This is a genomic window from Chloroflexus sp. MS-CIW-1, assembly GCF_030444705.1.
Taxonomy (GTDB): Bacteria; Chloroflexota; Chloroflexia; order Chloroflexales; family Chloroflexaceae; genus Chloroflexus.
The window spans coordinates 187,848-201,769 of sequence record NZ_JAUBWR010000002.1 but is presented as its reverse complement, the minus strand read 5'-3'; the positions used below and the strand labels follow the sequence as shown (position 1 = coordinate 201,769).

Here is a 13,922-nt window from a genome sequence, read left to right as displayed (position 1 = left end):
GAGTACGTGCCTGTCATATATTTTATTGTATCACGGCACTTGCAAGACTGGCCGACGGAGCTTGAGTTGAAGTTGCATGCCGTAACGAGGACGTAACGTAATGCCTGTCTGCAAGGCAATCGGATGATCGGGTACCGGTAGCACATGCCACCGCTGTGCCAGAGTAGCCAGTACTAACACCCCCTCCATCCAGGCAAACGGTTCGCCGATGCAATTACGCGGCCCGCCACCAAAGGGAAAAAAAGCAAATTTTGGTCGTGTAGCTTGTGCGGCTGGTGTATGACGAAGTGGCTCACAACGGTATGGATCGGGAAAGAAACGACTATCGTGATGCATCAGCCAGGGACTCATCAGAACAATCGTATCTGGTTTGATCGGTACATCACCAATCGTCACCGGCGCGATTGCTCGTCGGCCAATGATCCAGGCCGGTGGATAAAGACGTAAGGCTTCGGCAAAGAGCCAGTGGGTATAGGACAACGATGGCAGATCGGCTACCGTTGGTGCACGTTCACCAAGTACGGTATCAAGTTCGCTATGTAACGTTGCCGCAATTGTTGGATGCGTAGCCAACAAATAAAGCGCCCACGTCAACGCATTTGCGGTGGTCTCATGACCGGCCAGGAAGAGTGTCATCAACTCGTCGCGCAATTGAGTGTCAGTCATGCGATACCCATCTCCCTCGTCATCGACTGCTGCTAACAACAGTGAAAGCAGATCGTCACGATTACCGGGATTGGCACGACGGGCAGCGATGATCCGGTAGATAATCGTATCGAGGCGCATTTTCGCCTGCTGAAATCGCCGCACCGGTGGTAGTGGTAAAGCCATCAACCAGTCGGCGAACGGTAACACCGCCAGATCAAACATAGCCACCAGATCATGCATTGCGGTGAATACTTGATCAGCATCAGCCTCGGTATCGGCGGAAAAGAGTGTTACCCCGACAATCCGCAGCGTGATTGCCATCAACTCACGACTCATATCCAGCACGGCGCCATCTTGCCAGTGGCTACTCCGTTCCTCAGCCGCAGCCACCATGGCTGGGCCATAGGACGCGAGTCGTTGACGGTGAAAAGCTGGCTGAATCAGCCGTCGTTGACGAAGGTGCGTTTCACCTTCGCTGGTGAGCAATCCTTCGCCGAGCAATCGCTTGGCCCGTTCGAGCACGCGCCCCTTCACAAAAGCCCGATTTTTAGTGACCAGCACCTCGCGAATGCAGTCAGGATGATTCACCAGTACCATGCGTTGTGGTCCGGCCCAAAATTCCACCACATCACCGCGCATTGCCAGATCGGTCAGTAACGTTAGGGGATCACGACGCAACCGCTGAAGATTCCGGATCGATACAGGAGAAGGAACATGGATTAGCATCCTACACCACCTTGATTCATAATTACCCAGCGTATGCTCAAGAGAATACTCCTGTTTTCTGCCGATGGCACGCTGGTCCGCATCCCGATGTGAGAGGGTTGCAATACCTGGCATTTCCTCAGCTTGTCACCAGAGATTATCTTCGCTGCTGGGGAAACGTAATGGGTATACCGTCCTTAATCTTCCGAACCGCCAGGAGTGTTGTTCAGGATGATCAGCGTTGACGATACACAACGCCGTTCCGGTAATCAATGTCAAATCGTGATAGATACTATGCAGGAACGATATTGATACGGTAGCCGCAAATTGTAGGAAGCCCCTTCATCGGCGCCTCGACTGGCAAAATCGCTCTTTCCGCATCACAATGCGTCTGATAGCAAGTCTTCCCCGATGTCGGGAAAAAAGGACAACAGTGCATTGACCCGCATCCGTTTCAAACATTCAGCGTATCACGGGCACGTATCAACATCATACCACGCTTGTCAGATGTTCATTCCATGTCGCAAAGCGTTAACCGTCCGTGAAATTTAGAACAACATCATGGTATACTACAGCTATCGGTGAACCTTCAACTAAATGATCGCACAACAATGATTCGTTGATGACGGGGGAGTCCATGAGTGTAACAGGGCGACTGGCAGGAAAGATTGCGCTCATTACCGGCGGTGCTGGCAACATTGGTAGCGAACTGACAAAACGTTTTCTAGCTGAAGGAGCAACAGTTATCATTAGTGGGCGTAATGGCGCCAAACTCACTGCCCTGGCCGAACAGATGCGGTCAGAGGCTGGAGTTCCAGCGAAGCGGATCGACCTCGAAGTGATGGATGGGAGCAATCCGGCAGATGTGCGTGCTGGTATTGAGGCGATCGTGGCCCGTCATGGCAAGATTGATATTTTAGTGAACAATGCTGGCAGCGCAGGCGCCCAACGACGGTTGGCTGATATTCCGCTTACCGATGCCGAACTCGGTCCTGGCGCCGAGGAAACGTTGACTACGAGCGTTGCCAATTTACTTGGTATGCCGTGGCATTTGATGCGGATCGCGGCACCACATATACCGCCAGGCGGCGCTATCATCAATGTTTCAACTATCTTTTCGTATGCTGAATACTATGGACGTATCCCGTATGTCACCCCGAAAGCTGCTCTCAATGCGCTCTCGCAGATCGCAGCCCGCGAACTGGGTGCACGTGGTATTCGCGTGAATACCATCTTTCCCGGCCCGATTGAGAGCGAACGAATTCACACGGTCTTCCAGCGCATGGATCAGTTGAAAGGTCGTGCGGAAGGTGATACGGCGCAGCAATTTTTAGCAACGATGCGATTATGGCGGACCAACGACCAGGGGAATCTCGAGCGCCGCTTCCCAACGGTTGGTGATGTGGCCGATGCGGCGGTCTTTCTGGCCAGTGATGAGGCAGCAGCCCTTGCTGGGGAAACCATTGCTGTTACCCATGGCATGGAACTTCCGCTGCGCAGCGAAACCAGCTTACTGGCGCGCACCGACCTGCGCACGATCGATGCGAGTGGTCGGACGACGCTGATCTGTGCCGGTGATCAGATCGAAGAGGTGATGGCGCTGGCCGGTATGTTACGCACGTGTGGCAGTGAAGTCATTATCGGCTTCCGTTCGGCCACTGCTCTGGCTCAGTTCGAGCAAGCAGTGAGTGAAAGTCGTCATTTAGCGGGTGCAACCTTTACCCCACCAATTGCGTTACCACTCGATCCCCGTGATCCAACCACAATCGATGCGATCTTCGACTGGGCGGGAGAGAATACCGGTGGCATTCACGCAGCAATTATTCTCCCTGCTTCTAGCCGTGAACCGGCTAACCAGGTGATTGAGGTTGATGATGCCCACGTCATGCAATTTCTGGCCGATGAGATTGTTGGTACGATTGTGATTGCCAGTCGCTTGGCCCGTTATTGGCAATCTCAGCGTCTGACGCCGGGCGCCCGTGCCCGTAGTCCACAGGTTATCTTCCTCTCGAATGGAGCGAATGCCGCAGGGAACGTGTACGGTCGCATTCAAAGTGCGGCTATCGAGCAGTTGATTCGGGTATGGCGTCACGAGGCCGAACTCGATTATGCCCGTGTGACTGCCAATGGTGAGCGGGTGTTACCGGCGGTATGGACAAATCAGATTGTGCGCTTCGATAATCGCAGCCCTGAAGGGTTAGAATTTGCCTGTGCGTGGACGGCTCAGTTACTACACAGCCAACGCCGGATCAGCGAAATTACTCTCAATATTCCTGCTAACGTTAGCGCTACTACCGGTGCGCGTAGTGCGTCAGTGGGTTGGGCCGAAAGTCTGATCGGCTTACACCTGGGCAAGGTTGCGCTCATCACCGGTGGTAGTGCCGGCATCGGCGGCCAGATCGGTCGGCTACTGGCGCTCAGCGGTGCACGAGTGATGCTGGCAGCCCGCGACCGTCATAAACTAGAGCAGATGCAGGCGATGATTCGGGCCGAACTGGCTGAAGTGGGTTACACTGATGTCGAAGATCGGGTACACATCGCACCTGGTTGCGATGTCAGTAGTGAAGAACAGCTTGTTGATCTTGTCGAACGTACCCTGGCTACGTTTGGCACCGTGGACTATCTCATTAACAACGCTGGCATCGCTGGTGTCGAAGAAATGGTTATAGACATGCCGGTAGAGGGCTGGCGGAACACACTGTACGCTAACCTGATCAGCAACTACTCGCTAATGCGTAAACTGGCGCCCTTGATGAAGAAACAAGGTAGTGGCTATATCTTGAACGTTTCCTCCTACTTTGGCGGTGAAAAAGAGGCTGCCATTCCCTATCCCAATCGGGCTGACTATGCCGTTTCAAAGGCTGGTCAGCGGGCAATGGCCGAGGTCTTTGCCCGCTTTCTGGGGCCAGAAGTGCAGATCAACGCGATTGCGCCGGGGCCGGTTGAAGGCGATCGTTTGCGTGGCACGGGTGAACGTCCTGGTCTGTTTGCCCGTCGCGCACGGCTCATTTTAGAAAACAAGCGGCTTAATGAACTGCACGCGGCACTAATAACCACTGCCCGTACCGATGCACGTCCGATGCGTGAGCTGGTGGAACTGCTATTACCGAACGATGTGGTCGCGCTAGAGCAGAATCCCGCGACGCCGCAAGCCTTACGTGAACTGGCCAAACGTATTCGTAGCGAAGGTGATCCAGCAGCTTCTTCGAGTAGCGCACTGCTTAACCGCTCGATTGCGGCAAAGCTCCTCGCCCGCTTGATAAACGGTGGCTACGAGCTACCTGCCGATATGTTTGCGCATCTGCCTCTTCCGCCCGATCCATTCTTCACCCGTGCTCAGATCGACCGTGAGGCGCGCAAGGTGCGCGATGGTATCATGGGAATGCTCTATCTACAACGGATGCCAACCGAGTTTGATGTGGCGATGGCTACGGTTTACTATCTCGCCGACCGCAATGTCAGCGGCGAGACCTTCCACCCCTCGGGAGGGTTGCGCTACGAACGCACTCCTACCGGCGGTGAGCTGTTTGGCATGCCTGCTCCGGAACGGCTGGCCGAGTTGGTCGGTACAACCGTGTACCTCATTGGCGAACATCTTACCGAGCATCTGAATCTCCTTGCACGGGCTTATCTCGAACGCTACGGTGCGCGCCAAGTCGTGATGATCGTAGAGACAGAAGCCGGTGCAGAGACTATGCGTCGCTTGCTCCATGATCATGTTGAGGCCGGTCGGCTTATGACGATTGTTGCCAGCGATCAGATTGAAGCAGCGATTGATCGGGCAATTGCGCACTATGGTCGCCCTGGGCCGGTAGTCTGTACGCCTTTCCGTCCTCTGCCCACTGCACCACTGGTTGGCCGTAAAGATAGCGACTGGAGTACAGTGCTAAGTGAAGCCGAATTTGCTGATTTGTGTGAACACCAACTGACTCACCACTTCCGGGTGGCGCGCAAAATTGCCTTGTGCGACGGTGCTAGCCTGGCGCTGGTCACACCAGAAACGACTGCTACGTCGAGTACCGAACAATTTGCGTTGGCGAACTTTGTCAAAACAACTTTACATGCCTTCACCGCGACCGTCGGCGTCGAAAGTGAACGTACTGCGCAGCGTATTCTGATCAATCAGGTAGACCTGACCCGTCGCGCACGTGCTGAAGAGCCACGCGATCCGCATGAACGCCAACAAGAACTCGAACGCTTCATCGAAGCGGTACTGTTGGTGACCGCGCCACTTCCACCCGAATCAGATACGCGCTACGCTGGCCGAATCCATCGTGGGAGAGCGATTACTGTGTGAGAAATGTGCAAATTGTTCTCATATGTGTCTGAAAAATTCCTTTCCAACACCTGCTAACTCGCCCCTGTCCTCTCTCACCAGGTGAGAGGACGGGGGAAATGGAGGTGGCTGACACTTCTCTCACCTAGGAGAGAGGACGGGAAAAATGGAGGCGAGGCTGACACGCCTCACTTTCTCCCTGTCCTCCTTCCTCTCTCAGCAGATGAGAGAACGGAAAAATGGGGGGGGGGTGGGTTAGTACCTACCCCTTCCTCTCACTCCTCTTTCCTATTTCTTATCTCTTCACCTCGCCACTGTTGACTAGGAAAAAACTCTGAAGGCCTGCCGTGAGGGGGGCCAACGTTCTTTCTCTCCAGTCCCCACGTTCCCCCTTCCTCTCCCCGTGTGGGAGAGGAAGGGGGCCAGGGGGAAGGTGAGGGGAGCCAGGCGTGCTCGGCAGTACAGGCGCTGACATCGTTGCAACTCTGTTCCAGTGTGTCGCGGAGACGCATACGTTGCCAGCCAACGTTCCCCTGACGATTATGGAGATGCCATAATCGAGCCTCATCAAAAGTCTAAGTTTTTTGATCATGCTCTAAGTAAGACATCAAGCCCCCCTAGACAAATGCCAGCTCTTTCTGTAAACTAAGATACAGGAGGTTCTATGCACGTCTCACGCGAGCCAATCCTGGTCATTGCTGCACATGCCGACGATATTGAGTTTGCCGCTGCCGGAACGATTGCCGGCTGGGCAGCGGAAGGCTATCCCATCACGTACTGCATCATCACTGATGGGTCGGCTGGCTCGAACGAACCAGGGACACTTGCGGCAGACTTGATCAAGCGTCGCCAGGACGAACAACGTGCAGCAGCGCACGTCCTTGGGGTGCAGGATGTGCGCTTCCTTGGTTACCGTGATGGTATCCTCCAGCCAACACTCGAGCTACGACGCGAACTAACCCGCCTTATTCGCGCTGTCCGCCCCTTCCGTGTCCTTTGTCAGGACCCAACGCTTGTCTTTGCCGGTAGCACTTACATCAACCATCCCGATCACCGTGCCGCCGGTGAAGCTGCGATCTACGCTGTTTTCCCGAGCGCTGAAACGCGCCCGATCTTCCCGGAATTGCTGGCCGAAGGGTATGAACCGCACAAAGTGCGCGAACTCTATCTGATGTTCCCGGCTGCCCCTGATCTCTACCTCGACATCAGCGATCGGATCGAGCAGAAAATTGAAAGTCTGCTCTGCCATCGTTCACAACTCGGCCCCGATGTTGCCGATTGGGTGCGCAAGTGGGATGCCGAGAACGGCGCACAGATTGGCGTTGCTTACGCCGAAGTATTCCGGGTTATTCGCCTCGTCGATAATTAACCTCGCGACACCAGACCTTTCCTTCACGAACAGCAAATAGCTGTTCGCGGAGGGTTTGGTGTACGCGCCGGTTTGTATTTTATTGCTGCCGAAATATCGGCTAGAAAGGAATAACATTGGCAGATTGATTGGCATGAGGTGCGTGCGTGTCAGGGCCGCCCGCATCTCGGTCACACCGGTTGCATAGACCGGCGTGTAGCCCTGTTCGTCGTGTCCGCGCCAGCGTCGGGGTATGTGCCCACGATGTGGTCTCCTTTCATGAACCTGCTGCGGTGTTGCAGCCGCGCATACTGCGCGTCAGAGATCACGGTTGCGGACGTAGCCAGGAGTTTATATGAGTACCATCACAAACAATCGACATCAGGCCCTCAGTGATAACGTTTGGCTGCACTTTTTCCAAATGGGCCACTTTTCCAGTACCAACGCGCGGCCCACGATACTGGTGCGAGGTGAAGGGTCGCGCGTATGGGATCAAGACGGTAACGAGTACATTGACGGTCTCTCTGGTTTATTCACGGTAAATGTAGGTTATGGTCGTCGCGAGATCATCGAGGCTATCAGTGCGCAATTGAGCGACATTGCTTACGTCAGTCCCTTTAGCTTCCCCAGTCTTCCCCTGATCGATCTGTCTGCCCGCCTGGCAGCAATCAGTCCAACCGGCCCCCGGTCACGAGTATTCCTGACAACCGGTGGCTCCGATGCCGTCGAGACGGCGCTGAAAATAGCGAAGGTGTACCAGCGTCGCCGTGGCTTCGCCGACCGGACGAAGATTATTGCCCGCCGTGTCAGTTATCACGGTACCTCGATGGGTGCCCTCTCGGTCAATGGTGTGACCTCGATCCGCAACGGCTTTGGTCCGCTCGTGCCCGGTGCACGCCATGTCCCGCTACCGTATCGCTTCCGCTGCGACTATTGTGCGGAACATAGTGCTTGCCGGGGTGTTTGCGTTGATGAGGTGGAACGCCTGATCGAGTTTGAAGGTCCTGAAACAATTGCCGCTATTATTATGGAACCGGTCCAAAACAGTGGTGGTGCAATTGTTTCACCTCCGGGTTACCTGCAACGTATTCGCCAGATCTGCGATCACTACGGTATCGTGATGATCATGGACGAGGTGATCTGCGGCTTTGGCCGGGTTGGTGACTGGTTTGGTTCGACTGCAATGGGGGTAAGCCCTGACATCATCACCTGCGCAAAAGGTATTACCAGTGGTTATGCGCCACTCGGAGCAGCTATTGTACGCGATACGATTGCCGATGTTTTCGTTTCTGAGAATGATGCCGATAAGTTCATGCATGGCATCACCTTTGGCGGACACGTTGCTAGTTGTGCAGCGGCGTTAGCCAATCTGGCGATTATCGAGCGAGAACATCTGCTTGAGCGTGCACGTGAGATGGGGGCTTACTTGATGCGCGAGTTGATCGCTGCCGTTGGTGATCATCCTAATGTCGGTGAGGTGCGTGGGATGGGGATGTTTATGGCGGTTGAGCTAGTTCGTGACCGCACGACACGAGAGTCTCTGGACGAAGAACGCCTGATGGTCTGGCTGAGTGATCAGTTGAAGCAGCGCGGCCTGATCTGTCGAGCTGATGATCGGCTTGAACCGGTGATCCAACTGGCCCCGCCGTTGATCCTTACCAGAGATGAGGCTGATCGTTGTGTCAGGATCGTAGCGGAAACCATCCATGCCCTTGGCCGACGAGTAGGTAGCACGCCAACGGTGATCGCGCTCGGCACTGCTCCCCTTGCGCTGGAAAAGACGACTGCGGCAGCGGCTGATTAACGACCGGGAAAGCTACTGAACGGTTGGACTGTAGTATCCCCTTCCTTTCGTGAAATGGGGAAGGAAGGGGTAGGATTAAATCCATCAGCGATCAGCGTGTCCAGAGCACACCATCTCTTGTGCGTATTCGCCACGTGGATGTAGTTTCTAATGCCAATCCTGTCCACGAGCATCGTGTATTCTGGTGTGAGGGTATCTGAACCGCATCTGTGTGGCCGAAGGTAGGTTCTGCCGCTTCCCCCACCTCCCCGCGAGCGGGGGGCTGGAGGTCTAAGGATGATGGGGCGCTGATGTGCTTCCCGATGGGGGCTTGTCTCCACCATACCTGCGGGCCAGATGCCCGCGCACCCAGGTGCGTGCAGGGTGGTATCGCGAACCTGCTCATCGGCGCAGTGGTCTTAGGCGGGCCAGAGGCCCACGCCCCCAGGTGCGTGCGGGGTGGTATCGCGAACCTGCTCGTCGGCGCAGTGGTCTTAGGCGGGCCAGAGGCCCACGCCCCCAGGTGCGTGCGAGGTGGTATCACCCACCTGCTCGTCGGCGCAGTGGTCTTAGGCGGGCCAGAGGCCCGCGCATCCAGGTGCGTGTAGGGGTGTGTCACACACCTGCTCATTGGCGCAGTGGTCTTAGGCGGGCCGCTGGCCCGCGCCCCCAGGTGCGTGCGTGGATCAGGAGTTATCGGCAACGGGGACAGGATCGTCGTCGGTATTCCGCTGCTGGTACATCGATGACTCGCAGCAGAGAATGCTGAACCCCCTCTGAGCCAAGGTCCTGCCTCATACCGAAGCTGCTTCACTGCGGTATTCATGCCAGAGACGTCGTAATTCGGTAGCCGGATCACGCCAGTAGCGTTCGGGATCAATCGGTAACGCAGGTAACGTCTTTGTCGTCGGCAATCGGTTGATCACTTCGCGCAAGGCATCCCATGCGGCCTTCGGGCGTCCGTTTGCCGTCCATAACCCCCAGGTGCGTGCTATCCAACTGCTGTCGAAGGGGGGGACGTTCCAATGATCTTCAGGTGGATCAACCATGCCAGCCAGCCAGACAGTGGCTGCGCCGGCGCGGGCCAGATTGACGAGCGACTCTTGCAAGGCGGTTGCAGCCGCTTCTTCGTGCGCAAGAAAGGTCTGAGTCGGTTGCGCAAAGATGTGATCGGCCTGCCAGCCGATCAGGTTGCTGACCGGAGCCGTCGGCCACCCCAGGTCGGCAACAACTACTTGAGCCGCAGCCGTGTCGTTAATTTCTTCGGCCAGTAGACCGGCGACAATCGCATGGAGGAAACAGGCAGCCTCACCACGGGCTGGTGATCCACCGCCGAGAGGCGGCCATGGTCCCACACTGACAACTACCGCGCCACCGGCCATCGCGATATCGTAAGGGCGCAGGCTGGCGCGATTGCTTAGGGTGGTGGCATCGACATACCCGAAGAGCTGGTTGGCACCATATGCGCGGGCTTGTTCAGCCAGATCGGCCCACCAGGCTGCCATATCGCGATGATCGGTTGGTGCACGCACGCGCTCGAAACCGGCGGCCAGCAGCCAACCGGTGATCGCAGGATGATCGGCAAAGTTGCCGACGACCTCCCGTAACAGGTATCGTTGTGCTGACCGCATGTCAGGGTCGGCATAGAGATCACGTACCGGTTCGTGACGGTAAAAGGAATTGTCGAGAATGGTCAACGGTGGTACGGTCAGCAAGGCCTGCACCGACTGAGTAGTCAAGGCCTGGGGTGGAATCCCGAGTGCCCAATCAGGCAAATGCAGGGTCGGCCCCAGCGTTGCACTCATAAGAGAGACAACCACCTGTAGATGATTAGATTGGGCCAGATCAAGCCCTCGCTGAAAGCCATTAAGGGTAGCAACCGAGATTCGCTGAGGCCCTGGCTGTACTTCAGCCCAGCGCAGTTCAAACCGTACCTGTTTGATACCAACATCGCGAGCACGCTGTAAAAACTCGCGTAAAGCACCATGGTCGAAGATCGACCAGCTTGCCGCCAGCGCTTGCGGACGCGCTGGCATTGGTGGCCAGATGTTGATTCCGATGTTCATAAGCGTTTGTGCTTGTCTTGTTCCATCTCTAACCCGGCATTGCAGATATGGCGCTTATGAGATTAGGCCGCGCCACAGGGTAAATCATCTGCTATGATGGAACCGGCATCGTCTTTGGCTGCCAATGTATCGACAGCAGGTACATATTCCATTATAGTATAACGCTTACTACAGAATGGCGATAGGAGTATAGGATTAGAATGTCTCAGCGCATTGAAATCGTCGTACCTGCCGGACTTGAAGCGTTGGCCCGTACCGAAATGCAACGGATTACCGGATTACGGCTCGATCCAGTTCACAAAGATGGGGTGATCGGCGCCACGATGTACGGTGCGTTGCAGGCACTCTTTCAGCTACGGTGCGTCACATCAATTTATGCAGTACGTCGCTTTGCCATCCCGCGCCCACGCGCACTACTCGGTGACGAGCACTTGCGAGCTGTCTTAGCCACTATCGAGATGGTGCGTCGGCTGCATCCTGCCGGGACCTTTCAGACTCTGTTTCTCAGCGCAGCCGGTGCTGAGAGCAGCGTGTTACAGCGTTTCAAGCATGAACTCTGTACCCGGCTCGGTCTTATGCCTGGTGGAGAAGATGGAGATTTGCTGATCCGGTTACGGCCAGCGCCTGATCGCGATGGATGGGAAGTATTAGTTCGCCTTACACCAAGACCATTGGCGACCCGCTTGTGGCGAGTGTGTAATCGTGAAGGTGCACTCAGTGGCCCGGTTGCCTATGCTATGGCAGTATTAAGTAAGCCACGCGATAACGATAGGGTTCTCAATGTCGGATGTGGTTCGGGATCGCTGATAATCGAGCGGTTATTTGCTGGACCGGCAGCGCGAGTTGTTGGTTGCGATACCGATTCAGAAGCGCTGGCCTGCGCGCAGCAGAACCTGGCCGCCGCCGGTTTCAGCAATCGGGTCGAGCTATACGATTGGGATGCTTGCTCTCTGCCGTTACCTTCAGCGAGCATCGATGTTGTGCTGGCCGATCTTCCCTTTGGTCATCTGGTTGGTTCACATGCAACCAATCTGACGCTCTACCCGGCACTACTGGCCGAAGCGGCTCGCGTGACCCGTCCTGGTGGGCGGGCAGTGCTGATCAGTCACGAAGTACGATTGATGGAACGATTGTTAGCTGAACTCCCAGGATGGTGCGTCGAACAGCAATTGCGCGTTAATCTCCGTGGGCTTTACCCGCGCATCTTTGTGTTACGACGCAGCTCATCATAAACTGGTCTCTACCCTTCGCTACTGCCCCCTGTCTCGATCTGGGCAGCACGCACAACTTCCAGCCGTTGACGTAGCATATCTAATTGAGCACCAAGTGTATCAATCTCGCGCCGTTCGAGCGCCATAATGCGTAAGAGATGAGCTTTCTGTTCTAACTCGATCCGATCAGTGGTACGCGACAGACGTTGCTCGAGTTCGCGCAACCAGCTATCTACGCGCTCAAGCCAGGAGGTGAGTTGCCGCAGGTATTGCTCGTCGGTCTCTTGTAAGGCGCTCATACGTTCGTCGGCCATCTGGCGCAACTCTTCGAGGCGCTCCTGATTCATCAGAAAACGCTCGGTCGAGAGTCGTTCAATCCGCTTGATCTCGGCATTGATGTCAGGAAGTTTGGCGGCTAACTCTTTTATTTGCGCCGGTAACATTTCAGCAAACAGATCAATCTGCTGTCGAATCTCTTCCAGGCGAGCAATTCGGGTTTGCATGTCATCGATTAGTGGACGCAGATCGGCAAGCAGTTGCTGTGATTCTACCGCCATTCGGCGTATGTGTTGTTTTTCAATCTGTAAATCATCACCAAACCGCCGTACTTCTTGCATAACCGCAGCGTCAGCTTCACGCAATCGTTCAAGTTGGAGGGCTAATTGTCGCTGCCGCTCATCAAGCTCTTTGATCTGTGACGCGAGTGCAGCAACTTGCCGTTCCACTTGCTCGATACGGTTGATCCAGCCCGCCAGGAAATCGCGGTCTTGTTTGCGCGCTTCGGCAATCTGTTGTATCTGAGCTTGCATATCACGGATTGGACGCAAGCCATCTTCGATTTTAACGAGGGCAGCGGCAACCTCGCGGCGTAGTGCGATGACATCACGGCGCACGATTTCATTGGCCTGCGCAACGTCGCCAGTGTGTCGATCAAAGAGGCTCTGTATTTGTGCAATTGCCCCTTCGTTTTTGCGAACCTGTTCCATTGCCCATTGATACTTGTTGGTCTGGTCTTTCAACAAGCGGCGAAGCTCGTCAATCTGACCTTGCAGGTAGACGAGTTGCGATTGTTCCTGGGCTCGGAGCCGCTCTTCTTCGTAGCGTGCGGTCAGGTCTGGATTTGACATACTCTCTCCTGGTTGGTATGGGTTTAGTATTTTTACACGGTCGTTGTCTGGGCAATGGCAATCGCTTCAGGTAATTTCACCGAGCCGACGTAAAGCGCTTTCCCAATGATGGCCCCTTCGACGCCAAGTTGCGCAAGGCGACGCACGTGTTCGAGGCTGGCGATGCCACCACTGGCGATAATTGCCGGGCCAGTGGGAGAGATCAGCTCGGCCAGGGCGGTAAAATTTGGCCCACTGAGTGCACCATCGCGGCTGATGTCAGTATAAATGATCCGGCGCGCACCAAGGCCAGCCATCTGTTCGGCCAGAGCGGTTGCCTTCACCGTTGACGTAACTGTCCAGCCATCGGTCGCAACCAGGCCGTTGCGGGCATCAATCCCGATCACGATCTGCTCTCCGAAGCGATTGAGCAAACGAGCAACCAGTTCAATTTCAACGATGGCCGCCGTGCCGATGATGACTCGTTCAACCCCCAACGCGAGCGCCGCTTCTACATCTGCCTCACGACGCAGGCCGCCCCCAAGTTGCACCGGAATCTGCACAGCCTGAGTAATGGCGAGGATGACGTCTACGTTCTGGGGGCGACCGGTACGGGCGCCGTCAAGATCGACCAGATGTAACCGACCGGCACCTTGTGCTTCCCAATGACGGGCCACCGCAACCGGATCATCGGCATATATGGTCATCTGCGCAAAGTCGCCCTGATATAGTCTAACACAGCGACCATCTTTGATATCAATAGCAGGAATAATCTCCAT

8 protein-coding genes are annotated in these 13,922 nt (G+C 55.5%); 4 read left to right on the top strand and 4 right to left on the bottom strand.

From position 1 onward, the window contains the following. Nucleotides 1-30: 30 nt before the first annotated feature. Nucleotides 31-1,374, bottom strand: coding sequence for a cytochrome P450 (locus QTO31_RS13780; protein WP_031459657.1), 1,344 nt, complete (start codon nucleotides 1,372-1,374; stop codon nucleotides 31-33). Between the two features lie 616 nt (nucleotides 1,375-1,990). Between QTO31_RS13780 and QTO31_RS13775 the strand changes: the two genes are divergently transcribed. The 3 genes from QTO31_RS13775 to QTO31_RS13765 all read left to right on the top strand — a co-directional run bounded on the left by QTO31_RS13775 (nucleotide 1,991) and on the right by QTO31_RS13765 (nucleotide 8,781). Next, entirely contained in the window at nucleotides 1,991-5,650 is a 3,660-nt protein-coding gene (locus QTO31_RS13775) for an SDR family NAD(P)-dependent oxidoreductase (protein ID WP_031459656.1), read from the top strand. 643 nt (nucleotides 5,651-6,293) lie between these two features. Next, on the top strand, nucleotides 6,294-6,998 hold the full coding sequence (locus QTO31_RS13770) for a PIG-L deacetylase family protein (protein WP_031459653.1): 705 nt from the start codon (nucleotides 6,294-6,296) through the stop codon (nucleotides 6,996-6,998). A gap of 334 nt (nucleotides 6,999-7,332) precedes the next feature. Continuing rightward, nucleotides 7,333-8,781: an aspartate aminotransferase family protein gene (locus QTO31_RS13765; RefSeq protein WP_301429631.1), complete on the top strand. Its 1,449-nt coding sequence runs from the start codon at nucleotides 7,333-7,335 to the stop codon at nucleotides 8,779-8,781. A gap of 773 nt (nucleotides 8,782-9,554) precedes the next feature. Here the strand turns inward: QTO31_RS13765 and QTO31_RS13760 are convergent. Next, nucleotides 9,555-10,826 (bottom strand): hypothetical protein, encoded by a 1,272-nt coding sequence (locus QTO31_RS13760; protein ID WP_301429629.1) that lies wholly within the window; start codon nucleotides 10,824-10,826, stop codon nucleotides 9,555-9,557. 200 nt (nucleotides 10,827-11,026) lie between these two features. Here QTO31_RS13760 and QTO31_RS13755 point away from each other — a divergent pair, with 200 nt between their 5' ends. Continuing rightward, nucleotides 11,027-12,058 carry a methyltransferase domain-containing protein gene (locus QTO31_RS13755; RefSeq protein WP_301429628.1) on the top strand — a complete coding sequence of 344 codons (1,032 nt, stop codon included), beginning with the start codon at nucleotides 11,027-11,029 and terminating at the stop codon, nucleotides 12,056-12,058. Between the two features lie 8 nt (nucleotides 12,059-12,066). Here QTO31_RS13755 and QTO31_RS13750 read toward each other — a convergent pair whose 3' ends face one another. Both QTO31_RS13750 and hisA read right to left on the bottom strand, forming a co-directional pair. Then, nucleotides 12,067-13,164, bottom strand: coding sequence for a hypothetical protein (locus QTO31_RS13750; RefSeq protein ID WP_301429626.1), 1,098 nt, complete (start codon nucleotides 13,162-13,164; stop codon nucleotides 12,067-12,069). Nucleotides 13,165-13,196: 32 nt separating this feature from the next. Next, complete coding sequence (hisA, locus tag QTO31_RS13745) at nucleotides 13,197-13,922, bottom strand: 1-(5-phosphoribosyl)-5-[(5-phosphoribosylamino)methylideneamino]imidazole-4-carboxamide isomerase (protein WP_301430292.1); 726 nt, start codon at nucleotides 13,920-13,922, stop codon at nucleotides 13,197-13,199.